Here is a 24,960-nt window from a genome sequence, read left to right as displayed (position 1 = left end):
AATAGCTCAGTTGGTAGAGCACGACCTTGCCAAGGTCGGGGTCGCGAGTTCGAGTCTCGTTTCCCGCTCCAATTTTCTTCTTCGGTTTACTTTCATTTCTCAGCAGCGTTTTCGTGCATATTTCGTGCGTGATTCAGACGATCATTACACGGTTTGTAGTAATTTTTTAAACAGACTTATCCACAGGTTTAGCTGTTTTTTTACACTGTCCGTTTTTTGTGCTGCCCATATTGCCAATTCATAATCACTTGATTTTATTAAAAATAAATTTATAACAAAACGTTATGACGATCACTTGCTCTTTTTTTTGCAATTGATTGGCAAAGCATTTTTATTTTTATGCACAGAAAATATAGCTTATCTGGTAATGTGATTTGGGATTTGTTATGCATCCCTTGGCAAACCTTTTTCAACAGCACGAATCAGCCGTTTCTGCTGCGAAGTTTGCACTTCAATACGATGTTCATTTCTTCTTTCGGTTTGTTGCCGGATTGCCCATTCAATATGTTCATCCAGCAGCGGATTTTCACCTGCGCGTGAATTCAGCGCGTCCAGCACCTGTTCCGACCAGGGCGCATTGCCCAGCGCCACCGAAATATTCCGCAGCCAGCGCAAATGACCGATACGGCGGATAGGCGAGCCTTCGGTGATGCGCAGAAACTTCTCTTCCGTCCAGCCAAATAATGCGATCAGCTCCGGCGAATGCAACGCCGCACGCGGGCTGAAATCCTCTTCATCCGTCAGTTGTGAATAACGGTTCCACGGACAAATCAGCTGGCAATCGTCACAACCATAGATGCGGTTACCCATCATGGGCCGGAATTCTTCCGGTATCGCGCCTTCCAGTTCAATCGTCAGGTAAGAAATGCAGCGACGCGCATCCACGGTATAAGGCGCGATAATGGCGCCAGTCGGGCAGGTAGTGATGCAGGCCACGCATTTGCCGCACTTTTCTTCCTGTGGCTGATCAACCGGCAACGGCAGATCAATCAGCAGTTCGCCGAGAAAGAACCAGGAGCCGGATTCACGGTTGAGGATAAGTGAGTGTTTACCAACCCAGCCAAGACCGGCTTTGGCCGCCAGCGGGCGCTCCATGACCGGGGCGGAATCGACAAAAGGACGGAAAGTCACGGTCTGGTCAGCATGTTCAGTGCAATACGCCTGAATCATATCGCCGAGCTTTTTCAGCCGCTGGCGCAACACTTTGTGATAATCACGGCCGAGCGCATACCGGCTGACATAGCCGAGCAGCGGATTATTCAGGGTTTTGGCGAAGGCGGCTTTGGCGGGCAGATAGTTCATGCGCACGCTGATCACCCGCAATGTGCCGGGCAAAAGCTCGTGAGGGCGTGCGCGCAACAGGCCATGGCGTGCCATCCATTCCATCTCGCCATGATATTGTTTATCAAGCCAGTCCTGGAGTTTGGGCTCTTCTGCGGATAAGTCTGTATCGCAGATGCCGACCTGCTGGAAGCCTAGCGATTGGCCCCATTGCTTGATATGTTGAGCCAGTTGAACGAGATCGAGAGGGAGTGTCATGACGAACCAACGTGAAAAACGAAACGAGGCGAGTTTACCACATTCCGTGTTTTCTGCTGACTGGCTGCGAAAAGCTGAGCGCCAGGCGGCGCAGGAAACAGGGATTTCTCTGTTTACCCTGATGCAGCGCGCGGCCAAAGCGGCTTTTTTGATGGCTCAGCGCCAATTTCCTGACGCGCGGCACTGGCTGATATTTTGCGGGCATGGCAATAACGGCGGTGATGGATATGAAGTTGCCCGTCTGGCTAAGCAGGCTGGAATTCGGGTGACGCTGCTGGCGGTCGACAGCCACAAGCCGCTGCCTGATGAAGCAGAATCAGCGCGTCTGGGCTGGGAGAAAGCGGGCGGAGAAAGCGGCGCTGCTGATACGCAATGGCCGCAGGATATTGATCTCATAATCGATGGTTTGCTGGGCACCGGCCTGACGTCTGCACCGCGCGCGCCTTACGACGGGCTCATCGAAAACATTAACGCGACGCCGGTTCCGGTTCTTTCTTTAGATATTCCCTCGGGTCTGGATGCCCAAACCGGGCAGGCCGCCGGACAGGCGGTTCACGCCACGCACACGCTCAGCTTTATTGCCCTGAAACCCGGCTTACTGACCGGCCAGGCGCGAGATTACGTCGGGAAATTGCATTGCGATCCGCTCGGGCTGCAAAGCTGGCTGGGCGGACATCTTCCGCACCTGCAACGGCTGGACGCAACGCAGCTGGCGCAATGGTTGCATCCGCGTCGTCCCTGTTCGCACAAAGGCGATCATGGACGTTTGCTGGTGGTTGGTGGCGACACAGGTTTTGCCGGTGCCATCCGCATGGCGTCTGAAGCCGCGCTGCGTAGCGGTGCAGGTCTGGTGCGAGTACTTACTCACATTGAAAACGCCGGGCCCTTGCTGACGGCAAGACCTGAACTGATGGTGCAGGAGCTCACGGCGAAATCACTGGAAGAAGGCCTGAAATGGGCAGACGTTCTGGTCATCGGTCCGGGGCTTGGACAACGCGACTGGGGCCGGCAGGCGGTAGAGCAGGCTGAAAAATCGGATAAACCGGCGTTATGGGACGCCGATGCGCTTAACCTGCTGGCAATCAATCCCGGGAAACGGCAAAATCGCGTACTGACACCGCATCCCGGCGAAGCAGCTCGTTTACTCGGGTGCAGTGTGGAGGAGATTGAGAGTGATCGCTTACTTTCTGCCAGAAAACTTACTGAACGCTACGGCGGCGTGGTCGTCCTGAAAGGCGCAGGCACGCTGATCGCCAGTGAACGCGGCGGGCTCGCCGTTGCCGACGTCGGTAATGCCGGAATGGCATCGGGCGGCATGGGCGACGTACTTTCTGGTATTATCGGCGGATTACTGGCTCAAAAACTCGATGTATATGATGCGGCCTGCGCGGGCACAGTAGTTCATGGCGCAGCTGCGGACGAAATCGCCCACCGGCAGGGAACGCGCGGTATGCTGGCGACTGATCTTTTAGCGGTGATTCCCCCGTTAGTTAATCCAGACCTGAAGAAACAGATATCTGAATGAATCAACTTAATATCTCTTTACCCGACGAAGCAGCGACGCTGCAATTAGGTGCTTCACTGGCGAAAGCCTGCGAAGGCTCTGCGGTTATCCATCTTTATGGTGATCTGGGCGCCGGTAAAACGACCTTTAGCCGGGGTTTTCTTCAGGCATTAGGGCATCAGGGCAACGTGAAAAGCCCGACCTATACGCTGGTTGAGCCTTATCAGCTGAGCAATATCGCTGTTTATCATTTTGATTTATATCGCCTTGCCGATCCGGAGGAACTGGAATTTATGGGGATCCGTGATTATTTCGCGCAGGATTCCATTTGTCTGGTGGAATGGCCGCAGAAAGGCGCAGGTGTTTTACCCGAGCCGGATATTGAACTGACGCTGGACTATTCATCGCAGGAGCAGCCTCTGGCGCGCACGGCGAAACTGGTCGCAGTGTCGCAAGCCGGTGTTACGTTATTGCATCGTGTTCAACAGCAAGGATGACCGCGCGATGAACTTACGCTTCACCTCTCTTTTCCATTCAGCCGCAATACTTTTGTCGACGCTGCTGCTTTTTGTTGTTTTGATTCCGTCCGCCGCACTGGCGGCTGGCATGAAAAACATCAATGTTTCCAATGGCGCAATGCAGTCGACGGTGACGATTACCTTTGACGGCTCGCCGGATTATTCTTTTTTTCCGCTGCATAACCCCGAACGCGTTGTCATGGATATCCGTCAGGATGGCGTGATGAAAGGGTTGCCGCTGACATTTAACGGCCAGAATCTGGTGACCCGCGTGCGCGCGAGTACGCCGCCGAATGCGCAAAGTCAGCGTCTGGTTTTTGAACTGAATCAGAAAGTCAGAACCAACGCGACGAAACAAAAAGACGGCAGCCAGTACACCGTTGTGCTGACCATGAATGCATCGGCCGCACCGCGCCGCAATGCGCCGGTTTCCACGGTCACCAATACGCCGCCGCCGAATGCTACCGTCACGCCAGACGCCTCGCAAAAATCGAATCCGTTTACCAATGATCAGACGAAAGTTATCGCTACCACCGTCGCGCCGGACAACTCACGTTCTTCCACTGTTTCCACCAGCGACAGTAAAATTATTGTCGCGATCGACGCCGGTCACGGCGGGCAGGATCCGGGCGCTATTGGCGGCGGCGGCCTGAAAGAAAAAAATGTCACTATCGCTATTGCCCGCAAGCTTCAGACATTGCTCAGCGCCGACCCGATGTTCAAACCGGTGCTGACCCGCGACGGCGACTATTTCATTTCCGTTATGGGGCGTTCTGACGTGGCGCGTAAGAAAAACGCCAACGTTCTGGTCTCCATTCACGCCGATGCGGCGCCAAGCCGCAGTGCGCGCGGGGCGTCGGTGTGGGTTCTGTCTAACCGTCGCGCGAACAGCGAAATGGGTAACTGGCTGGAACAACACGAGAAACAATCAGAATTACTCGGCGGTGCAGGCGATGTACTGGCGAATACTGCGTCTGACCCTTACCTGAGCCAGGCGGTTCTGGATTTACAGTTCGGCCATTCCCAGCGCGTGGGTTATGACGTGGCGACCCGCGTTTTACGGGAACTTCGCTCGGTCGGCTCGCTACACAAAGCCAAACCGGAACACGCCAGTTTAGGCGTACTCCGTTCTCCGGATATCCCGTCTCTGCTGGTAGAAACCGGCTTTATCAGTAACTCAACCGAGGAGCGGCTGCTGGGCAGCAGCGCGTACCAGGATAAAATTGCACGAGCCATTCACATTGGCCTGCGTAATTATTTCCAGTCGCATCCGATACAAAACGGCCCAAAGGTCGAAAACCGTCCGCTGCTGGCATCAGCATCGGCGGCAAGTGATAGCGCAGCGGGAAGCGATACATCAGCCAGTTCTTCCGTCAGTCAGCCCGGCCCGATTGAAGCCACTGCGGCTTCCGGCGGGGCAACGCAAATCCACAAAGTCACCCGTGGTGAGACGCTGACCGGCATTGCCAGTAGCTACGGAACGACCAACGCGGCGCTGCGTGACCTGAATAAATTGAAAAAAGATGGCGTCTGGGTCGGCCAGAGATTGAAAGTGCCAGCTGGCACCCGCACTTCTACAGCATCGTCATCGCGCGCTTCTGCTACGACGGCCAAAGCAACGAAGAAACCGGCAAAACATACGGTGAAACGCGGCGACACGCTTTCCGCGATAGCGAGCAAATACGGTGTCAGCATGAATGACATCAAAACGGCGAATCACATGAAGTCTGGCGAGGTGCAGCTCGGCCAAACCTTAACGATTCCACAGTCATAACGGCGGTTTATAGCCGCCAGCCACAGGAGCCGATATGCCGATCAAGGTATTGCCGCCGCAGCTTGCTAATCAGATAGCGGCCGGTGAAGTTGTCGAAAGACCGGCTTCCGTGGTGAAAGAACTGGTGGAAAACAGTCTGGATGCTGGTGCGACGCGCATTGATATTGATATCGATCGTGGCGGCGCCAAACTCATCCGTATTCGTGATAACGGCTGCGGGATTGGTAAAGACGATCTGGCTCTTGCGCTGGCGCGTCACGCCACCAGTAAAATCACCTGCCTCGACGATCTGGAGGCCATTCTCAGCCTCGGTTTTCGCGGCGAAGCGCTGGCCAGTATCAGCTCGGTATCACGCCTGATCCTGACTTCACGCACCGCAGAACAACAGGAAGCCTGGCAGGCGTACGCCGAAGGCCGCGACATGGCGGTAACCGTCAAACCGGCCGCGCATCCGCAGGGTTCTACCGTTGAAGTGCTGGATCTGTTTTACAACACGCCAGCCCGGCGCAAATTTATGCGCACCGAAAAGACCGAATTTACCCATATCGATGAAGTCGTCCGTCGCATTGCGCTGGCGCGCTTTGACGTTTCCGTCAATCTCAGCCACAACGGCAAACTGATCCGGCAGTACCGCGCCGTGAAAGATCCGTCGCAGTCTTCCCGCCGCCTGGCCAGTATTTGCAGCCCGACGTTCGTTGAACATGCGCTGGAAGTTGAATGGAGCCACGGCGATCTGGCGATCCGCGGCTGGGTTGCTGACCCCGCGGGTTCGCGCAGCCTGACTGACATGCAATATTGCTACGTGAATAACCGTATGATGAAAGATCGTCTGATTAATCATGCGATCCGCCAGGCGTATCAGGATCAGTTAAAAGACGATCAGCAGCCTGCGTATGTGTTGTACCTGGATGTCGATCCGCATCAGGTGGATGTGAATGTGCATCCGGCCAAGCATGAAGTGCGTTTCCATCAGTCGCGGCTGGTGCATGATTTCATCTATCAGGCTGTCATGTCTGTTTTACAACAGGCAGGCAATCCGGTGCTTGAAGAACCGCAGTTGCAGGCAGAAGCACCGCGCTGGCAGCCGGAAAACCGGCAGGCGGCAGGGGGAAATCATTTCTCACAGCCCGCAGATAAAAAGCCGGCTCAGACCCTACGGGAAAATGTTTTTCCTGAAACTGCCCGAAGCAGCGCGCCGCGCGAACCGACATTCCGGAGTTCTGAACCGGCATACAACCGCAATGAAGCAAAGCCCTATCAGCAGCTTTTGCAGCCTGCCGCCGGGGATTTCTCTTTGCAGGAACCGGTTCCGGTCGTGGCACAACCCGCTAAGCCTGCGCCATCCGCCGCTCGTACACTGGCTGAACCGGCACTTGAAGCGCACAGCCAGAGTTTCGGGCGCGTACTGACGGTCTGTTCGGCGGAATATGCGTTGCTGGAACGCGGAAAGCAGCTGGTGCTTTTATCGTTGCCGGTGGCCGATCGTTGGCTGAAGTGGGCACAACTGACACCGCCGGAAGAAGGGCTTCGCCCGCAGCCTTTGCTGATCCCGCTAAAGCTGACGTTGAGTAAAGAAGAAATCGCCGCGCTGGCGAGATATCAGACGCTATTACAGCATTTTGGTTTAGAAATGCTCAGCGAGTCACAGCGTGTGACGGTTCGCGCGGTACCTTTACCATTACGCCAACAAAATTTACAAAAGTTGATACCTGATCTGTTAGGTTACCTTGCTGTTCAGCAGGAGGTGACTTCTGATGCGGTAGCTATGTGGTTTGCCCGCCACTGTGGCTGCGAACACGAGGTCTGGTCAGTTTCACAAGCCATACAATTACTCACGGATGTTGAGCGGCTTTGCCCACATTTGGTTAAAGCGCCTCCCTCCGGACTTCTGCAACCTCTTGATTTACAGTCCGCGCTGGCGGCTTTTAAGCATGACTGATTCTGAAAAACACACCGCTCCCCCGGCGATCTTTATTATGGGGCCGACCGCATCCGGTAAAACCGCACTGGCGATGTCGCTGATGAAACATCTGCCCGTTGAGTTAATCAGTGTGGATTCCGCACTGATCTACCGTGGCATGGATATCGGCACCGCGAAACCGACGGCGGAAGAACTGGCGCAAGCACCACATCGTCTGATTGATATTCTCGACCCGACCCGCGCATATTCTGCGGCTGACTTTCGTGCGGATGCTTTACGCGAAATGGCAGAAATAACCTCGCGCAATAAGATCCCGTTATTGGTGGGTGGGACTATGCTTTATTTCAAGGCATTGCTCGAAGGACTTTCACCGTTGCCGCCCGCCGATCCGGCTGTGCGCGAACGCATTGAAAAACAGGCCGCAGAGCTGGGTTGGGAAGCACTTCATAGCCAGCTGAGCGAAATTGATTCCGTCGCGGCTATGCGAATTCATCCGAATGATCCGCAGAGACTGTCCAGAGCACTGGAAGTTTTTTATATTTCGGGTAAAACTTTAACGGAACTGACTAAAATTTCGGGTGAAACGTTACCCTATCGCGTTCATCAGTTTGCGATTGCCCCGACCCGCCGTGAAACATTACATGCGCGGATCGAGGAACGTTTTAGTCAGATGTTGTCCAATGGTTTTGAAGACGAAGTCAGAACGCTGATAGCTCGGGGCGATGTGCATACCGATTTGCCTTCTATTCGCTGTGTAGGCTATCGCCAGATGTGGTCATATTTGTCTGGTGAATTCGATTACGATGAAATGGTTTATCGTGGTGTTTGCGCGACACGACAACTGGCCAAACGTCAGATGACCTGGTTGCGGGGTTGGGAGGGTGTCGAATGGCTCGATTCTGAGAAGCCAGAAGAGGCCTTAAACCGTGTAATTCAGGTTGTTAGTGCATAGGTTGGGTGATTGTGTACAATTGATGAGTACTCAGCGCGCAAATTTTTTATGTGATTTATTTTCGAGCCGATAGGCTCAAAGTTACAAACAACAAACTAATAAGGAAAAGATAGAATGGCTAAGGGGCAATCTTTGCAAGATCCGTTCCTGAACGCATTGCGTCGTGAACGTGTTCCGGTTTCTATTTACTTGGTGAATGGTATTAAGCTGCAAGGCCAGATTGAGTCTTTTGACCAGTTTGTCATTCTGTTAAAAAATACGGTAAGCCAGATGGTGTATAAACACGCTATCTCCACCGTAGTGCCTTCCCGCCCGGTGTCACACCATAGCAATAATCCAGGTTCGGGCAGCACCAACAATTATCACCAAGGTAGTACTCCGTCTGCGCAACAGCCGCAGCAGGAAAACGATGACGCTGAATAAAGCGCAACGTTGGTCAACCACGAAGGGGTTCATAAGTATTCCGATTATGCTTATGCACCCCCGGCTGGCGAATTTTTCCCAAATGAGAGGTCGCAAGCTTGTTTGACCGTTATGAAGCCGGTGAGCAGGCCGTACTGGTTCATATCTATTTCTCGCAAGACAAAGACACGGAAGACCTGAGCGAATTTGAATCGCTGGTTTCTTCTGCAGGTGTAGAGGCGTTGCAAGTCGTCACCGGGAGCCGCAAGGCACCGCACCCTAAATACTTTGTCGGTGAAGGAAAGGCCCAAGAAATCGCAGATGCCGTCAAAGCAACGGGCGCTTCTGTCATCCTGTTCGATCACGCTTTGTCCCCCGGCCAGGAACGAAACCTGGAAGCCTTATGCGAATGTCGCGTTGTCGACCGCACCGGTTTGATTTTAGATATTTTTGCCCAGCGGGCACGAACTCACGAAGGTAAGTTACAAGTAGAACTGGCGCAATTACGCCACATTGCTACCCGACTGGTTCGCGGCTGGACACACCTTGAGCGTCAGGGCGGCGGCATTGGTGCACGTGGCCCGGGTGAAACCCAGCTCGAAACGGACCGCCGTTTACTGCGGGACCGGATTACTTTAATTCTCAGCCGTCTTGAAAAAGTGGCTAAGCAGCGTGAACAGGGTCGCCGTTCGCGCGTTCGTGCGGATATTCCGACGGTGTCTTTGGTGGGGTATACCAACGCCGGAAAATCTACACTCTTTAACCGTATCACTCAGGCCGATGTTTACGTGGCCAATCAGTTGTTTGCTACGCTGGATCCTACGCTGCGCCGCATTATGGTGGCAGATGTCGGGGAAACAGTGTTGGCAGACACCGTAGGGTTTATTCGTCACCTGCCCCATGATTTAGTTGCCGCCTTTAAGGCAACGTTGCAGGAAACCCGACAGGCATCTCTGTTATTACATGTGATTGATGCAGCGGACATCCGTGTTCAGGAAAATATTGACGCGGTTAATACGGTGCTGGCAGAGATTGAAGCAGATGAAATTCCTGCGCTGTTAGTGATGAACAAAATAGATATGTTGGATGATTTTGTCCCGCGTATCGACCGCAACGAGGAGAATTTGCCGGTCAGGGTCTGGCTCTCAGCCGTGACAGGTGAAGGTATTCCGTTGCTCTTTCAGGCGTTAACGGAGCGGTTATCTGGCGAAATTGCGCAGCATGAATTGTGCCTGCCGCCGGAAGCTGGCCGCCTTCGTAGCCGTTTTTACCAGCTTCAGGCCATTGAAAAAGAATGGATTGAAGAGGATGGCAGTATCGGTCTGATGGTGCGAATGCCCATTGTTGACTGGCGTCGCCTCTGCAAACAAGAGCAGGAACTGGAAAGCTATGTCCGCAACCAGAGCCTGTCTGATTTAGCCTGAAGAACACCAATCATAGAATAATGGAGCTATAACATGGCGTGGAATCAGCCCGGTAATAACGGACAGGACCGCGACCCCTGGGGCAGCAGCAATAATAGCGGCAACTCTGGTGGAAATTCTGGTGGAAATAATGACAACAAAGGCGGCCGCAATCAGGGGCCTCCTGACCTGGACGATATCTTTCGTAAACTCAGCAAGAAGCTGGGTGGATTCGGTGGAAAAGGTTCAGGCAACAACAATAACAACAATGGCGCGCCAACCGGTTCTGGTCACGGGATGAGTGGTACCCGGATTGCGGGCATCGCGGTTGCCGCGGTGGTTGTGATTTGGGCGGCGACGGGCTTCTATACCATTAAAGAAGCTGAGCGTGGTGTGGTCACCCGTTTTGGTAAGTTCAGCCATCTGGTTGAGCCGGGCCTGAACTGGAAACCGACCTTCATCGATCAGGTTCGCGCAGTGAACGTCGAGTCGGTACGTGAACTGGCCGCGTCTGGTGTGATGCTGACTTCTGACGAGAACGTGGTACGCGTCGAAATGAACGTGCAGTATCGCGTGACAAACCCTGAAGCTTACCTTTTCAGCGTTGCCAACCCTGACGACAGCCTGAGCCAGGCAACGGACAGCGCATTGCGTGGCGTTATCGGCAAATACACGATGGATAAAATCCTGACTGAAGGCCGTACCACGGTGCGTAGCGACACTCAGCGTGTACTGGAAGAAACCATTCGTCCGTACAAAATGGGTATTACTATTCAGGACGTCAACTTCCAGACCGCGCGTCCGCCGGAAGAAGTGAAAGCTTCCTTCGATAACGCGATTGCCGCCCGTGAAAGAGAGCAGCAGTCTATTCGTGAAGCAGAAGCTTACGCGAACCAGATCCAGCCTCTGGCAAACGGTGAAGCACAGCGCTTGCTGGAAGACGCGAAAGCGTATAAAGACCGTACCGTTCTGGAAGCGCAGGGTGAAGTGGCCCGGTTCTCCAAACTGTTACCAGAATATAAAGCCGCACCGGAAATTACCCGCGAGCGTCTTTATATCGAAACCATGGAAAAAGTCCTCAGTCACACCCGTAAAGTTCTGGTGAGTGACAAAGGAAATAACCTGATGGTATTGCCACTGGATCAGATGCTGCGCGGAAATAACGCGGCAGCGAACGACACCAGCAAAAATGATGACGCAGGTTTGTTACCTTCTGTGCCAGGCTTGACCAGCAGTAATGGCAAAAGCAGTGCCGATAACAGCAGTTCCCGTTCGTCTGGCAGTGTCATGGACCAGCGCCGTGCTAATGCACAGCGTGACGATACACTTCGCGTAGGGAGAGAATAACAATGCGTAAGTCATTTTTACTTATCGTCGTTGTGGTGCTGGTGGCGCTTTATGCTTCACTGTTTGTGGTTCAGGAAGGTCAGCGCGGTATCGTGCTGCGTTTCGGCAAAGTCCTGCGCGACAGCGATAACAAGCCTCTGGTGTATGCGCCGGGTCTGCATTTCAAGGTTCCGTTTGTGGAATCTATCAAAATGCTCGACGCGCGTATCCAGACCATGGACAACCAGGCTGACCGTTTCGTGACCAGCGAGAAGAAAGACCTGATCGTCGATTCCTATCTGAAATGGCGTATCAGCGATTTCAGCCGTTACTATCTGGCAACGGGCGGCGGCGACGTCTCTCAGGCCGAAGTTCTGCTGAAACGTAAATTTAGTGACCGTCTGCGCTCTGAAATTGGTCGTCTGGATGTGAAAGACATCGTGACCGATTCCCGCGGTCGTCTGACGCTGGATGTGCGTGACGCGCTGAACACCGGTAGTGCAGGTGATGAGCCGGAAGCGACAACCGAAGCTGATGATGCGATCGCGTCTGCGGCGAAACGTGTTGAGCAGGAAACCAAAGGCAAACAGCCTGCGGTGAACCCGAACAGCATGGCGGCGCTGGGTATTGAAGTGGTTGACGTTCGTCTGAAACAAATCAACTTGCCGGAAGAAGTGTCCAGCGCGATTTTCGACCGTATGCGCGCAGAGCGTAATGCGGTGGCATTGCGCCACATTTCTCAGGGTAAAGAAGAGGCGACTAAGATTCAGGCAGCGGCGGATTACGAAAGAACCCGTACAGTGGCTGAAGCAGAACGTACTGCCCGTATCACCCGCGGTGAAGGCGATGCCGAAGCGGCGAAACTGTTTGCTGATGCATTCAGCCAGGATCCGGACTTCTACGCATTCATCCGTAGCCTGCGTGCTTATGAGGCCAGCTTCAAGAGCGGTAACGATGTCATGGTGTTAAGCCCTGACAGCGACTTCTTCCGCTTCATGAAGTCACCTGACCAGCTAAGAAACAAATAATTGCTGATGCAATTTCCAAAAGGCCCTTCGCGGGCCTTTTGTCATTTCTGAAACTCCTTTTCCTGTTGAAGGGAATCACTGAGACACATTCACCATGAATTCGACAATCTGGCTGGCGCTGGCCTTAGTTTTGGTTCTGGAAGGCCTGGGACCGATGCTTTATCCAAAATCGTGGAGAAAAATGATCCTCACTCTGGCGAATCTTCCGGACTCCGTTTTACGTCGTTTTGGCGGGGGTCTTGTGGTCGCAGGCTTCGTAATTTACTACATGTTGCGTGGTCGTCTGGGTGGTTGAGGTTTTGTTACGTTCAGCGTGTCACGTCATGTTGAGACCGGTAGCACGCAATTAAAATTTTTCCCGCAAACGTGTGCTAAAAGTACTGGAAAGCACAGAATGAGATGTTAGAATCCTTTTTTAAGCAACCTGGTGATTCTTGAGATGGGTAAGAACGTCGTCGTACTCGGCACACAATGGGGTGATGAAGGGAAAGGCAAGGTCGTAGACCTGCTTACTGAACGGGCTAAATATGTTGTGCGCTATCAGGGCGGTCACAACGCCGGTCACACTCTGGTTATCAACGGTGAAAAAACCGTTCTTCATTTAATTCCGTCTGGCATTCTGCGTGAGAACGTGATCAGCATCATCGGCAACGGTGTTGTTCTGGCACCTGACGCTTTAATGAAAGAAATGGGCGAACTTGAAGCTCGTGGCATCCCTGTACGCGAACGTCTGTTACTGTCTGAAGCTTGCCCGCTGATCCTGCCTTACCATGTCGCACTGGACATGGCGCGCGAAAAAGCGCGTGGCGATAAAGCTATCGGCACGACCGGTCGCGGCATCGGCCCGGCTTATGAAGATAAAGTTGCCCGTCGCGGTCTGCGCGTTGGCGATCTCTTCAACAAAGAAACTTTCGCTATCAAGCTGAAAGAAATCATCGATTATCATAACTTCCAGCTGGTTAACTACTACAAAGTAGAAGCCGTTGATTTCCAGAAAACGTTGGATGATGTCATGGCTATCGCCGACATCCTGACGGCTATGGTTGTTGACGTGTCTGAGCTGCTGGATGGCGCGCGTAAGCGTGGCGATCTGATCATGTTCGAAGGCGCACAAGGTACGCTTCTGGACATCGACCACGGGACTTATCCGTACGTAACCTCTTCCAACACCACCGCTGGCGGCGTTGCTACCGGTTCAGGCATTGGTCCGCGTTACGTAGATTACGTTCTGGGTATCGTAAAAGCTTATTCCACCCGCGTGGGGGCAGGTCCGTTCCCGACTGAACTGTTCGACGAAACCGGCGAATTCCTGCGTAAGCAAGGTAACGAATTTGGTGCGACCACCGGTCGTAGCCGTCGTTGCGGCTGGCTGGATATCGTTGCCGTACGTCGTTCTGTGCAGATCAACTCCCTGTCTGGTTTCTGTCTGACCAAACTGGACGTGCTGGATGGACTGAAAGAAGTGAAGCTGTGTGTCGGTTACCGCATGCCTGATGGCCGCGAAATGACCACCACCCCGCTGGCTGCAGAAGGCTGGGAAGGCATCGAGCCAATCTACGAAATCATGCCAGGCTGGACCGAAACCACCTTCGGCGTGAAAGAAGTCGAAAATCTGCCGCAGGCAGCGCTGAACTACATCAAGCGTATCGAAGAGCTGACTGAAGTTCCGGTTGATATCATTTCGACTGGTCCGGATCGTAGCGAAACCATGATCCTGCGCGACCCGTTTGACGCATAACAGCCTGAGCTGATTGTGTAAAAACGTCATAACCGGGCAAATTTGCCCGGTTTATTTTTTTCTGACCTTCCACGCTTGTTTACTTCCCGCGAAGCATCCACTATCTAAATGATTAGCTGCAAAGTTCGCGGCTGGTTTATCATCAAAGTGTCATAATAAACAATCATCTTCACCCTGTTGTCATTGCTGACGTGGAAAGACCGGGTAAACAACTACCCAGAGGTATGTGTGCAGTTAACGAGTTTTACTGATTATGGTCTGAGAGCGTTGATTTATATGGCATCCCTGCCAGGCGATCAGATGACCAACATTTCGCAGGTCACCGAAGTTTATGGTGTATCGCGCAACCACATGGTGAAAATCATTAATCAGTTGAGCCGTGCGGGCCTGGTCACCGCTGTCCGTGGAAAAAACGGGGGCATTAAACTGGGGAAACCCGCGGAAATAATCCGCATTGGCGATGTGGTTCGCGAACTCGAGCCGCTTTCACTGGTTAACTGTGACAGTGATTTTTGCCATATCACGCCCGCTTGCCGGCTAAAACAAGTCCTGCACACTGCTGTAGAACATTTTCTTGATGAGCTGAATCAGTACACTCTGGCCGATATGGTCAAAGATAACTCAACGCTCTACAAATTATTGCTTGTTGAATGAAAGACTTTCAACAAACTGCTGATGACAACGGAGGAACCGCTATGTCACAAGATCCATTCCTGGAACGAGAAGCAGAAAAATACGAATCACCTATTCCCAGCCGTGAATTTATTCTGGAACATCTCGCGAAACGTGAAACCCCGGCCAGCCGGGAAGAAATCGGTAATGAACTGAATCTGTCCGGAGAAGAAGCGCTCGAAGCGCTGCGTCGTCGTCTGCGCGCGATGGAGCGTGACGGACAGCTGGTCTTCACCCGCCGCCAGTGCTATGCGCTACCGGAGCGTCTGGACCTGCTGAAAGGTACGGTTATTGGCCATCGCGATGGTTACGGTTTCCTGCGTCTTGAAGGCGTTAAGAAAGACGACGTATACCTTTCTGCTGAACAAATGAAAATGTGCATCCACGGCGACGTGGTACTGGCACAACCGGTTGGCACCGACCGTAAAGGCCGCCGCGAAGCGCGTATCGTGCGCGTTCTGGTGCCGAAAACCAGCCAGATCGTGGGCCGTTACTTTACTGACGCCGGTGCCGGTTTTGTGGTGCCTGACGACAGTCGTCTGAGTTTTGACATTCTGATCCCGGCCGACGCCATTAACGGTGCGCGCATGGGTTATATGGTGGTGGTCGAGCTGACACAACGTCCGACGCGCCGCACTAAAGCGGTCGGTAAAATCGTTGAAGTCCTCGGCGATAAAATGGGCACCAGCATGGCGGTGGATATCGCGCTGCGTACTCACGAGATCCCGCACGTCTGGCCACCACAAGTTCTGAAACAGGTCGAAGACCTGAGTGAGCAGGTGCCGGAAGAAGCCAAAAAAGGGCGGGTGGATTTACGGAGCCTGCCGCTGGTCACCATTGATGGTGAAGATGCGCGCGACTTCGATGATGCCGTATATTGCGAGAAAAAACGCGGTGGCGGCTGGCGCCTGTGGGTGGCTATCGCTGACGTGAGTTATTACGTCCGTCACGGCACGGCGCTGGACGACGAAGCACGCAGCCGCGCCACTTCAGTCTACTTCCCGTCGCAGGTTGTCCCGATGCTGCCGGAAGTGCTGTCCAACGGCCTGTGTTCCCTGAACCCTCAGGTAGACCGACTGTGTATGGTCTGTGAGATGACGATCTCCGCGCAGGGCAAGCTGACCAGCTCTAAATTCTACGAAGCGGTGATGAGCTCCCATGCACGTCTGACGTACAACAAAGTCTGGCGCATCATTGAAGGCGATCCTGAGCTGCGTGAGCAGTACAGCCCGCTGGTTAAGCATCTGCTTGAACTGCACACCATGTACAAAGTGCTGGATCAGGCACGTGCGGAACGGGGTGGTATCGCATTCGAAACTGAAGAAGCCAAATTCATTTTTAACGCCGAGCGCCGCATCGAACGTGTCGAACCGACCGTGCGTAACGACGCCCACAAGCTGATTGAAGAGTGCATGATCCTGGCGAATATCGCTGCCGCACGTTTTGTTGAAAAACATAACGAACCTGCGCTGTTCCGTGTACATGACCGTCCAAGCGATGATCATATTTCCGCGCTGCGAAGCGTGCTGGGTGAACTGGGTCTGGTCATGGGCGGCGGTCTGAAGCCTGAGCCGAAAGATTATGCGCAGATCATGGATGAACTGGCGGATCGTCCTGACCGCGAAATGCTGCAGACTATGCTGTTGCGTTCGATGAAACAGGCGATTTATGACCCGGAAAACCGTGGTCACTTTGGTCTGGCGTTGCAGTCCTACGGGCACTTCACGTCACCAATCCGTCGTTATCCGGATCTGGCCCTGCACCGTGCGATAAAATACCTGCTGGCGAAAGAGCACGGCACGCTGAAAGAGCGCTGGACGCCAACCGGCGGCTGGCACAGCGATTACGAAGATATGTTGCAGCTCGGTGAGCATTGTTCGATGGCAGAACGTCGTGCGGATGAAGCGACGCGTAACGTGGCTGACTGGCTGAAATGTGACTTCATGCAGGATCATGTCGGCGAAGTCTTCACCGGCATTATCGCCAGCGTGACCGGTTTCGGTTTCTTCGTGCGCCTTAACGATTTGTTCATCGACGGTCTGGTGCATGTGTCCTCGCTCGACAACGATTATTACCGTTACGACAACATCGGTCAGCGTCTGGTCGGCGAATCTTCCGGCGCAGTTTACCGCCTGGGCGATACTGTTGAAATCCGTGTTGAAGCCGTGCATATGGACGAACGTAAAATCGATTTCGCACTGGTTTCCAGCACCCGTAAAGCGCGTGGTGAAGGCAAAACCGCACGTGACCGCGCCAAAAAAGGCGGTGAGCGTTCCATGCGTTCCACTGCACCGGCCAATGCGGGGCGTCGTCGCACCGGTAAGAAAAACGTGAACTTTGAGCCGGACAGCGCCTTCCGTAAAGATGACGCGAAACCTGCCAAACCGAAGAAAGAGAAAGCGGTCGGCGCAGTCGGTAAAGACGGCAAGCCGAAGAAAGCCAAAAAGCCTTCTGATAAAACGGCAAAAATTGCGGCGGCCACCAAAGCCAAGCGCGCGAAGAAAAAGTCGACGGACAGCTAATCCTTTCCGGCGATTCTTCTATGGTAGAATCGCCTGTAACCTTATTAAATTGCGGACAGCTTGCTGTCCGCAAGTCTATTTTAAAGAGCATCATGAGCGAAATTATCTACGGTATCCATTCCGTTAAAGCCTTACTCGACAACGATCCGCAACGCTTTCTGGAAGTTTTTATTCTGAAAGGCCGCGACGATAAACGCCTGAAACCGCTGATCGACGAACTGGAAGCCAGCGGGATCGTGATCCAGGTTGCAAGCCGCCAGTGGCTGGATGAAAAATCCGAAGGCGCAGTGCATCAGGGCATTATCGCGCGCGTGCGCGAAGGCCGTCAGTATCAGGAAAATGACTTGCCGGCATTGCTGGAAAGCCTCGATTGCCCGTTCCTGTTGGTGCTGGACGGCGTCACTGACCCGCATAACCTCGGTGCTTGCCTGCGTACCGCGGATGCGGCCGGTGTTCACGCGGTGATCGTGCCTCGTGACCGTTCTGCCAAACTGAATGCGACCGCCAAAAAAGTTGCCAGCGGCGCGGCTGAAAACGTGCCGCTGATCAACGTGACCAATCTGGCGCGCACGTTGCGTGTATTGCAGGAACACAATGTCTGGATCGTCGGCACTGCCGGTGAAGCCGATCATGACCTGTTCCAGAGTAAAATGACCGGCCCGATGGCGCTGGTGATGGGCGCAGAGGGCGAGGGTATGCGCCGTCTGACCCGCGAACATTGCGACGAACTGATCAGCATCCCGATGGCGGGCAGCGTGTCTTCACTGAACGTTTCAGTTGCAACCGGTGTTTGTCTGTTCGAAGCGGTACGTCAGCGTGGCCTTAAGAAAAGCTGATTACTGCTTTCTTTGTTGCTGATGAAACGGGAGCCTCAGGGCTCCCGTTTGCATTTCTGCCTTTGTGATCTGCCCGCCTGTTAATTCCCCGATTTTTACCATACTTACGCCATGTCCTTTGAACAGGGAGCAGGCGATGAACTGGGAAACACACCGGGTTTTTAATCAGCCCAAACCACTGAGTAACAGCAATTTATTCCTTTCCGACACTCCGCTTCGCGAGGCGGTTTCCCGTCAGCAGGCTGGCTGGGATGCTGATGTACTGGCGTCGCTCGGGCAACAGTTAGGTTCTGCCGAATCGCTGGAGCTCGGAAGGCTGGCGAATACTCATCCGCCAGAACTTTTACGTTATGATCCTTGCGGTGAACGCCTCGACGATGTGCGTTTTCATCCGGCCTGGCACTTGCTGATGCAGGGGCTGATTGCCAACCGCGTGCATAATTTGCCGTGGCAGGAGGATGCACGCATCGGCTCGGCGGTCGCCCGTGCAGCGCGCTTTATTCTTCACGGCCAGGTTGAAGCGGGAACGTTATGCCCGGTGACCATGACCTTTGGGGCGATCCCTTTACTGCAAAAAACGCTGCCAGCGGAATTCAGCGGCTGGCTTAAACCCCTGTTATCCGATCGCTATGATCCGCATTTGCAATCCGGCGACCAGAAGAAAGGCGTGCTGATCGGCATGGGCATGACGGAAAAGCAGGGCGGATCCGATGTGCTCAGTAACACCACACGGGCGACAGCGCTGGAAGGGCGTGGCAGCGGAAAGCCTTATCATCTGGTCGGTCATAAATGGTTTTTCTCCGTACCGCAAAGTGATGCGCATCTGGTACTGGCGCAGACTGACGGCGGGCTGTCCTGCTTCTTCCTGCCCCGAATTCTGCCCGATGGAACCCGCAATGCGGTCCGCATTGAGCGCCTGAAAGACAAACTGGGCAACCGGTCGAACGCCAGCAGCGAAGTGGAGTTTCAGAATGCCACCGGCTGGCTGCTGGGCGAAGAGGGCGAAGGCATCCGACATATCCTGAAAATGGGCGGCCATACGCGCTTTGACTGCGCGCTGGGCAGCCACGCCATGATGCGCCGGGCGTTGTCGGTTGCGCTGTATCACGCCTTCCAGCGGCAGGTTTTTGGAAAGCCCCTCATCGAACAACCGCTGATGCGCCAGACGCTGAGCCGCATGGCGCTGATGCTGGAAGGTCAGACGATGGTGCTGATGCGACTGGCGGCGGCGTCCGGCGCACAGGATACTCCTGCGGAAATCTTACTGTGCCGGTTGCTGACACCCGTCGCTAAGTTTGAAGTATGCCGTCAGGGGATGCCTTTTGTTGCTGAGGCGATGGAAGCGCTGGGCGGTCTGGGTTATTGCGAAGACAGCGAGTTACCGCGTTTGTACCGTGAAATGCCGGTCAACAGCATCTGGGAAGGGTCGGGGAATGTGATGTGTCTGGATGTTCTGCGCACGCTCAAAAAATTACCCGCCAGCGGAGAAATGCTGCAACAGGTCTTGTATCAGGTGCGCGGCCAAAACCGCATATTTGACCGGGCATCCCGCCAGTTTTTACAGCGCCTGCGCTCATCGGAAGAAGCGCATGGCCGCTGGCTGACAAGTCAGTTGTTTAACCTGATGACAGCAACTCAGATGCTGGAATTTGCTTCGCCACCGGTGGCGGACGCCTGGTGCAGAATGGTGCTCGATCCGCGCGGTGAAACGCTGTTGCCGGAACGTTTGTGCCAGCTGTTGCTCAACCGCGCGATCGGCGCTGAATAATCAGCGGTAGAGTGTGGCCTGCGAATACCAGCGGCCGGGAATAATGGTTTCGCTGTTAAACATGATGACGTAATAGTGCGCCCCCGCCGCATCGGCGCGGCGCTGAACTTCTGCTTCTGCATCCATCGGGCTGCCAATCACATCGACGGTGATGCTGCCAATTTTGGTGAGAGTGGAGGTCTGCGCACGGGTAATTTCCTGCGCTTTAGCTGTTATGGCAGGCGGCGCAACCGGCGTGGTTTGCATCAGATTACTGCAACCGCTCAGCGCAACCAGTAACAGCAGCGCAGCGGAGATTCGGAGGGATTTCATTGTGATATCCGGTAAAAGGGCGATGCCTGAAGTGTAGTCCTTTCACCGGTCTGCTGGCGAGTCTGCGCGGCGTTTATTGCCGCGCATTTCACGTCTTACCGTTCGGAAATTTTAAAGACGCTCACCAGTTGTGAGAGATGACGCCCTTGTTCGCTGAGCGCCGCCGCGGTTTGCTGTGAGTTTTCCACCAGCGTGGCATTTTCCTGCGTCGCTTTACCAATCTGCATGATGGCAATGTTCACCTGCGAAATGCCGGAAGACTGCTCGTGCGAAGCCACATCGATATCGCTCATCAGCACTTTCACCTGGCGGATCCCTTGCAAGATATTGCTCATATTCGCCTGTGTTTTTGCCGCGCTCTGATGGCCATCTTCCACTTTACTCAGGGAATCGGCCACCAGCATTTCGATTTCTTTCACCGCATTCGAACTGCGCTGTGCCAGTGCCCGCACTTCCGAGGCGACAACGGCGAAGCCACGACCATGCTCACCCGCTCTGGCGGCTTCTACAGCGGCGTTCAGCGCCAGAATATTGGTCTGGAAGGCGATGCCTTCAATCACCGTGGTGATATCCGCAATGCGCGTTGAGGCATGTCTGATGGCTTCCATGCTTTCGACGGACTGATTCACCGCATCTGCGCCGACCGTGGCGGCTTTATCGGTTTGTTGCACCAGTTGTGTTGCCTGTGAGGCGTTGTCTGCGGTGTTCTGCACGGTGGCGGTAATTTGCTCCATGCTGGCGGACGTTTCTTCCAGACTGCTGGCCTGCGTGCCGATCTGCTGATTAATCTGCTGGCTGTCGTGCGCCAGCCCTTGCGTGTTGAGCATGACTTCGGACGAAACCTGCCGTACCTCACCGACAATCTTCTCCAGACCATGACCGATGCCGTCGATGGCGTGCATCAGCGCGCCGATTTCGTCCACACGCTGCGTTTGTGCCCGGGCGCGCAGATCGCCGCTGGCATATTGCTGGGCGATATGGACCACGTCACTGAGCGGGCGGCTGACCAGTTTGCGCGTCAGCCAGATGAAAAATGCGGCAAAGCACGCCAGCGCCAGCAGGCTTATCAGCAGGAAGTGATTACGGGTGCTGTTGACCTGCTCCATCAGGCTGTCTTTATCCGTGCTGCCCGCCACGACCCAGTGCCATGCCGGAACACTGGCATACACCATGAATTGCTGGTGCTGGCTGGCAGTGTCTGTGTACTCGCGCTGGCCTTTTGGCTGCGCCATCACCTGTTGCAGTTCGCCTTCAGGCCAGGCCGGTGTTTTGCCTTCATCAGTGGAATGCACCAGATATTTACCGAGATCTTTACCGGGCGCGCTATTGAGCACAAAGAAATACCCATGGTCACCAATGCGTTTGGAAAGAATTTTTTCCCGCATGTTTGCATATTCTTTGGTGATATCTACCCCGACAAACAGGATGCCAATCACGCTGCCTTGCGCGTCGCGAACCGGCTGATATTTGGTGATGTATTTTTTGCCGAATAGCGTCGCCAGACCGCTAAAAGGTTGTCCTGCCATAATTTGTGCGTAAGCGGGGCTGGTATTGTCGAGCAAAGTGCCGATGGCGCGGTTGCCGTCCTGCTTTTTCAGCGAAGTGGTCACGCGGATAAAATCATCGCCACGGCGGGCGAAAACCGTAGAGATCGCGCCGGTGCGTGCCAGAAAATCATCGGGGATACGCGTATCAAGATTCAGGGGATTGCCGCCTGCTTTAATGACAGGGGCAGACTCACTGCCGATCATCACCGGGCTGGCGGTATCCAGCTCGAAATTCTCTGGCAGAAAATGGCTGAACAGGCGCGTGTAGCTGTCCACTTCGGCATTCAGGCTGGCGTTATACATGTCAATCATGTCAACGACGCCGGTCACCTGTTCTGAAATGGCGTTAACGGCCAGTGCATTAACCTGTCTGCCCGCAGAGTGTGTCAGTGACAAAGTGAAAATAATAAACAGGGTGCCGACCAGCAGCGAAGCGATACTGGCCAGTTTTGCGCCTATGCTCCAGCGGCGAAATGAGCGTTTTGATGCCGTTTTCATGGTGTTTTTCCGTTTGCTTCTGATAGCGCACTAACGGCGGCAAACGGGAAAGGATTAACGTTCAAATGTAACCGGTTATTTCATAAAAAATTGATCTGAATCAATGAAATCATTCTCGATGTGTGAATTTTCATTTTATGAAAAGAGCTGATTTTACTTTCACTTCAGTAAATGGTTATAAATCATACGAAAAAGGTTGTGGTCGGCTGGCCGCAGGCCGGTAAAATGAAAACCAGACCGAAGCCAAATTCATTTGCCAGAAAGCGTAAAGGGAGTATCCGATGGTTGAGATGTACGAAGAAAATATTGACGGGATCCAGGTTGTTCACGCCGTTCCTGCCGGGCAATATCAGCAGCAGCTCCCGACGATATTTTTCTATCACGGTTTTACCTCTTCGAAAGAAATTTACTCCTATTTTGGTTACACGCTGGCGAAGGCCGGTTTTCGCGTTATTTTACCCGACGCCCGCCTGCATGGCGCACGCGCGGACGGGGATGAAGCCCGGCTGCTGGCGAATTTTTGGGGCATTTTGCAGGGTAACGTCGAAGAGTTACCGGTCCTGAAAGATCACTTCGTCGGCAAAGGTCTGGCTGATTCTGAAAGATTGGGCGTCGGCGGCGTGTCGATGGGCGGAATGACGACGATGGCCGCGCTGGTAAAATTCCCGTGGGTAAAAGTGGCGGCTAATTTGATGGGTTCCGGTTATTTTTCAAAATTATCGCACCATCTTTTTCCGGCTTACGACACGCAAGACACCGCGCAACGCGACGCGTTTGAACGTGAATTTGCACCGTTACTCAGCCTTGATTTCAGCGGGAAAGCGGCTTTAATTGCCGGTAAGCCGTTGTTTGTCTGGCATGGTGAACAGGATGATGTCGTCCCGTTCGGCGAAAGTCAGCGCCTGCGGCAGGAACTCGCCGAGAATAGCGCGGATGCAAACCTGACGTTTATTTCAGAAGCGGATGCGAAGCATAAAGTGTCGGTGAATGCGCTGGCGAAAACTACGGCATTCTTCGCCGCAAAGCTGTAGAGAAATTAATCTGCCTTTCTCCTTGAGTTTCCCACAGGCTGTACATATAATTGCGCGTCATTTTTTCGACCGCACAACAAACACGTTCCTTGCTTCCATGGGCCGCGGTTGACCCTGACAGGAGGCTGAATAATCCGTAAGGAGCAATTCGATGCGTCATTACGAAATCGTTTTTATGGTTCACCCTGACCAAAGCGAACAGGTTCCGGGCATGATCGAGCGTTACAGTGCAGTAATCACTAACGCTGCTGGTCAGATTCACCGTCTGGAAGACTGGGGCCGCCGTCAACTGGCTTACCCGATCAACAAACTGCACAAAGCTCACTACGTTCTGCTGAACGTTGAAGCTCCGCAGGAAGCGATCGATGAGCTGGAAACTAACTTCCGCTTCAACGACGCCGTTATCCGTAGCATGGTTATGCGTACTAAACACGCGGTAACTGAAGCATCTCCAATGGTTAAAGCAAAAGACGAACGTCGTGATCGCCGTGAAGACTTTGCTGAAGCTAACGATGATGCTGAAGCTGGGGATTCTGAAGAGTAATTGCCGTGACGGCGAATCGTCTGGTGTTGTCAGGCACTGTGTGCAAGACCCCCATTCGTAAAGTCAGTCCTTCGGGCATTCCTCACTGCCAGTTTGTGCTTGAGCACCGCTCGCAGCAGCAGGAAGCCGGATTTAGCCGACAAGCATGGTGCAGAATGCCCATCGTTGTCAGCGGACAAGCGTCACAAGCATTAACTCACAGCATAACGGTCGGCACGCAACTCACTGTTTCCGGATTCATTAGTTGCCATCAAGTGCGCAATGGACTGAATAAAGTGGTGTTACATGCCGAGCAGATTGATTTGATAGATTCTGGAGACTAGCCTAATGGCACGTTATTTCCGTCGTCGCAAGTTCTGCCGTTTCACCGCGGAAGGCGTTGTAGAGATTGATTACAAAGACATCGCTACGCTGAAAAACTACATTACCGAAAGCGGTAAAATTGTCCCGAGCCGTATTACCGGTACTCGTGCAAAATACCAGCGTCAGCTCGCTCGTTGCATCAAGCGCGCACGCTACCTTTCTCTGTTGCCATACACTGATCGTCATCAGTAATCGGCAACTGTCAATTAACGACTCTGAGAGGATAAGGTAATGCAAGTTATTCTGCTTGATAAAGTAGCAAACCTGGGCAGCCTGGGTGATCAAGTTAACGTTAAAGCGGGCTACGCTCGTAACTTCCTGGTACCACAGGGCAAAGCTGTTCCTGCTACCAAGAAAAACGTTGAGTTCTTCGAAGCACGTCGTGCAGAACTGGAAGCCAAACTGGCTGACGTTCTGAACGCTGCTGAAGCTCGCGCAACTAAAATCAACGAACTGGGTTCAGTAACCATCGCGTCTAAATCAGGCGACGAAGGCAAACTGTTCGGCTCTATCGGTACTCGCGATATCGCTGATGCAGTAACTGCTGCTGGTGTTGAAGTTGCTAAAAGCGAAGTTCGTTTGCCGAATGGCGTTCTGCGTACCACTGGTGAACACGAAGTTGAGTTCCAGGTACACAGCGACGTATTCGCTAAACTGAACGTAGTTGTGGTTGCTGAAGCGTAATACGCTGCAGTTAACCTGTAAAACGCCGGCCTTGTGCCGGCGTTTTGCTTTTCTGCGTCCGGCAAAATACGCTAGTCT

Annotated in this window: 23 protein-coding genes; 20 read left to right on the top strand and 3 right to left on the bottom strand. The window is 53.5% G+C overall.

Going from position 1 to position 24,960, the window contains the following annotated elements:
• Positions 1-384 precede the first annotated feature (384 nt).
• Positions 385-1,539: a tRNA epoxyqueuosine(34) reductase QueG gene (gene queG, locus J8X26_RS11530; RefSeq protein WP_208950949.1), complete on the bottom strand. Its 1,155-nt coding sequence runs from the start codon at positions 1,537-1,539 to the stop codon at positions 385-387.
• Here queG and nnr point away from each other — a divergent pair.
• From nnr to J8X26_RS11455, 15 genes are all read left to right on the top strand, one after another.
• Positions 1,538-3,064, top strand: a complete 1,527-nt coding sequence (gene nnr, locus J8X26_RS11525; protein ID WP_208950948.1) for a bifunctional ADP-dependent NAD(P)H-hydrate dehydratase/NAD(P)H-hydrate epimerase — start codon at positions 1,538-1,540, stop codon at positions 3,062-3,064. The genes queG and nnr overlap by 2 nt on opposite strands.
• The gene (gene tsaE, locus J8X26_RS11520; protein ID WP_152325331.1) at positions 3,061-3,540 is read left to right on the top strand and encodes a tRNA (adenosine(37)-N6)-threonylcarbamoyltransferase complex ATPase subunit type 1 TsaE; all 480 of its coding nucleotides are present in this window, start codon (positions 3,061-3,063) and stop codon (positions 3,538-3,540) included. Before nnr ends, tsaE begins: the two co-directional genes overlap by 4 nt.
• 7 nt (positions 3,541-3,547) lie before the next feature.
• Positions 3,548-5,335, top strand: a complete 1,788-nt coding sequence (gene amiB / locus J8X26_RS11515; RefSeq protein ID WP_208950947.1) for an N-acetylmuramoyl-L-alanine amidase AmiB — start codon at positions 3,548-3,550, stop codon at positions 5,333-5,335.
• A 34-nt stretch (positions 5,336-5,369) separates the two neighbouring features.
• Positions 5,370-7,274: a DNA mismatch repair endonuclease MutL gene (gene mutL / locus J8X26_RS11510; protein ID WP_165058825.1), complete on the top strand. Its 1,905-nt coding sequence runs from the start codon at positions 5,370-5,372 to the stop codon at positions 7,272-7,274.
• Positions 7,267-8,208 carry a tRNA (adenosine(37)-N6)-dimethylallyltransferase MiaA gene (miaA, locus tag J8X26_RS11505; RefSeq protein ID WP_208950946.1) on the top strand — a complete coding sequence of 314 codons (942 nt, stop codon included), beginning with the start codon at positions 7,267-7,269 and terminating at the stop codon, positions 8,206-8,208. Before mutL ends, miaA begins: the two co-directional genes overlap by 8 nt.
• A gap of 114 nt (positions 8,209-8,322) precedes the next feature.
• Positions 8,323-8,631: an RNA chaperone Hfq gene (hfq, locus tag J8X26_RS11500; protein ID WP_013573763.1), complete on the top strand. Its 309-nt coding sequence runs from the start codon at positions 8,323-8,325 to the stop codon at positions 8,629-8,631.
• A 98-nt stretch (positions 8,632-8,729) separates the two neighbouring features.
• Positions 8,730-10,034: a ribosome rescue GTPase HflX gene (gene hflX, locus J8X26_RS11495; RefSeq protein WP_014333660.1), complete on the top strand. Its 1,305-nt coding sequence runs from the start codon at positions 8,730-8,732 to the stop codon at positions 10,032-10,034.
• 33 nt (positions 10,035-10,067) lie between these two features.
• On the top strand, positions 10,068-11,360 hold the full coding sequence (gene hflK / locus J8X26_RS11490; RefSeq protein ID WP_152325327.1) for an FtsH protease activity modulator HflK: 1,293 nt from the start codon (positions 10,068-10,070) through the stop codon (positions 11,358-11,360).
• A 2-nt stretch (positions 11,361-11,362) separates the two neighbouring features.
• The gene (hflC, locus tag J8X26_RS11485; RefSeq protein ID WP_152325326.1) at positions 11,363-12,367 is read left to right on the top strand and encodes a protease modulator HflC; all 1,005 of its coding nucleotides are present in this window, start codon (positions 11,363-11,365) and stop codon (positions 12,365-12,367) included.
• Between the two features lie 94 nt (positions 12,368-12,461).
• On the top strand, positions 12,462-12,662 hold the full coding sequence (locus tag J8X26_RS11480) for a DUF2065 domain-containing protein (protein WP_101078281.1): 201 nt from the start codon (positions 12,462-12,464) through the stop codon (positions 12,660-12,662).
• Positions 12,663-12,806: 144 nt separating this feature from the next.
• Positions 12,807-14,105: an adenylosuccinate synthase gene (locus J8X26_RS11475; protein ID WP_152325325.1), complete on the top strand. Its 1,299-nt coding sequence runs from the start codon at positions 12,807-12,809 to the stop codon at positions 14,103-14,105.
• Positions 14,106-14,333: 228 nt separating this feature from the next.
• Positions 14,334-14,759, top strand: a complete 426-nt coding sequence (gene nsrR / locus J8X26_RS11470; RefSeq protein ID WP_152325324.1) for a nitric oxide-sensing transcriptional repressor NsrR — start codon at positions 14,334-14,336, stop codon at positions 14,757-14,759.
• 41 nt (positions 14,760-14,800) lie between these two features.
• Positions 14,801-17,299, top strand: coding sequence for a ribonuclease R (rnr, locus tag J8X26_RS11465; protein ID WP_165058833.1), 2,499 nt, complete (start codon positions 14,801-14,803; stop codon positions 17,297-17,299).
• 92 nt (positions 17,300-17,391) lie between these two features.
• On the top strand, positions 17,392-18,135 hold the full coding sequence (gene rlmB, locus J8X26_RS11460; RefSeq protein WP_014411562.1) for a 23S rRNA (guanosine(2251)-2'-O)-methyltransferase RlmB: 744 nt from the start codon (positions 17,392-17,394) through the stop codon (positions 18,133-18,135).
• A gap of 136 nt (positions 18,136-18,271) precedes the next feature.
• Positions 18,272-19,903, top strand: a complete 1,632-nt coding sequence (locus tag J8X26_RS11455; protein ID WP_208950945.1) for an isovaleryl-CoA dehydrogenase — start codon at positions 18,272-18,274, stop codon at positions 19,901-19,903.
• On the opposite strand, the gene bsmA is transcribed toward J8X26_RS11455, so the two are convergent.
• Positions 19,904-20,215 carry a biofilm peroxide resistance protein BsmA gene (gene bsmA, locus J8X26_RS11450; RefSeq protein WP_152325321.1) on the bottom strand — a complete coding sequence of 104 codons (312 nt, stop codon included), beginning with the start codon at positions 20,213-20,215 and terminating at the stop codon, positions 19,904-19,906.
• Between the two features lie 95 nt (positions 20,216-20,310).
• On the bottom strand, positions 20,311-22,260 hold the full coding sequence (locus J8X26_RS11445) for a methyl-accepting chemotaxis protein (protein ID WP_208950944.1): 1,950 nt from the start codon (positions 22,258-22,260) through the stop codon (positions 20,311-20,313).
• A gap of 281 nt (positions 22,261-22,541) precedes the next feature.
• Between J8X26_RS11445 and yjfP the strand changes: the two genes are divergently transcribed.
• The 5 genes from yjfP to rplI all read left to right on the top strand — a co-directional run bounded on the left by yjfP (position 22,542) and on the right by rplI (position 24,882).
• Complete coding sequence (gene yjfP, locus J8X26_RS11440; RefSeq protein ID WP_208950943.1) at positions 22,542-23,291, top strand: esterase; 750 nt, start codon at positions 22,542-22,544, stop codon at positions 23,289-23,291.
• Between the two features lie 151 nt (positions 23,292-23,442).
• A complete protein-coding gene (gene rpsF / locus J8X26_RS11435) occupies positions 23,443-23,835 on the top strand; it encodes a 30S ribosomal protein S6 (RefSeq protein ID WP_013573776.1) in 393 nt (130 codons plus the stop codon).
• 5 nt (positions 23,836-23,840) lie between these two features.
• Positions 23,841-24,158, top strand: coding sequence for a primosomal replication protein N (gene priB, locus J8X26_RS11430; protein WP_208950942.1), 318 nt, complete (start codon positions 23,841-23,843; stop codon positions 24,156-24,158).
• A 4-nt stretch (positions 24,159-24,162) separates the two neighbouring features.
• Positions 24,163-24,390, top strand: a complete 228-nt coding sequence (gene rpsR / locus J8X26_RS11425) for a 30S ribosomal protein S18 (protein WP_002210155.1) — start codon at positions 24,163-24,165, stop codon at positions 24,388-24,390.
• 39 nt (positions 24,391-24,429) lie between these two features.
• Positions 24,430-24,882 (top strand): 50S ribosomal protein L9, encoded by a 453-nt coding sequence (rplI, locus tag J8X26_RS11420; protein ID WP_013573778.1) that lies wholly within the window; start codon positions 24,430-24,432, stop codon positions 24,880-24,882.
• Positions 24,883-24,960 lie beyond the last annotated feature (78 nt).

The sequence above is a fragment of the Rahnella sp. ChDrAdgB13 genome (genome assembly GCF_017655185.1).
Lineage (GTDB): Bacteria > Pseudomonadota > Gammaproteobacteria > Enterobacterales > Enterobacteriaceae > Rahnella > Rahnella contaminans.
Note: the sequence above shows the minus strand (reverse complement) of the source record. Positions and strands in the feature narration are given on the sequence as shown.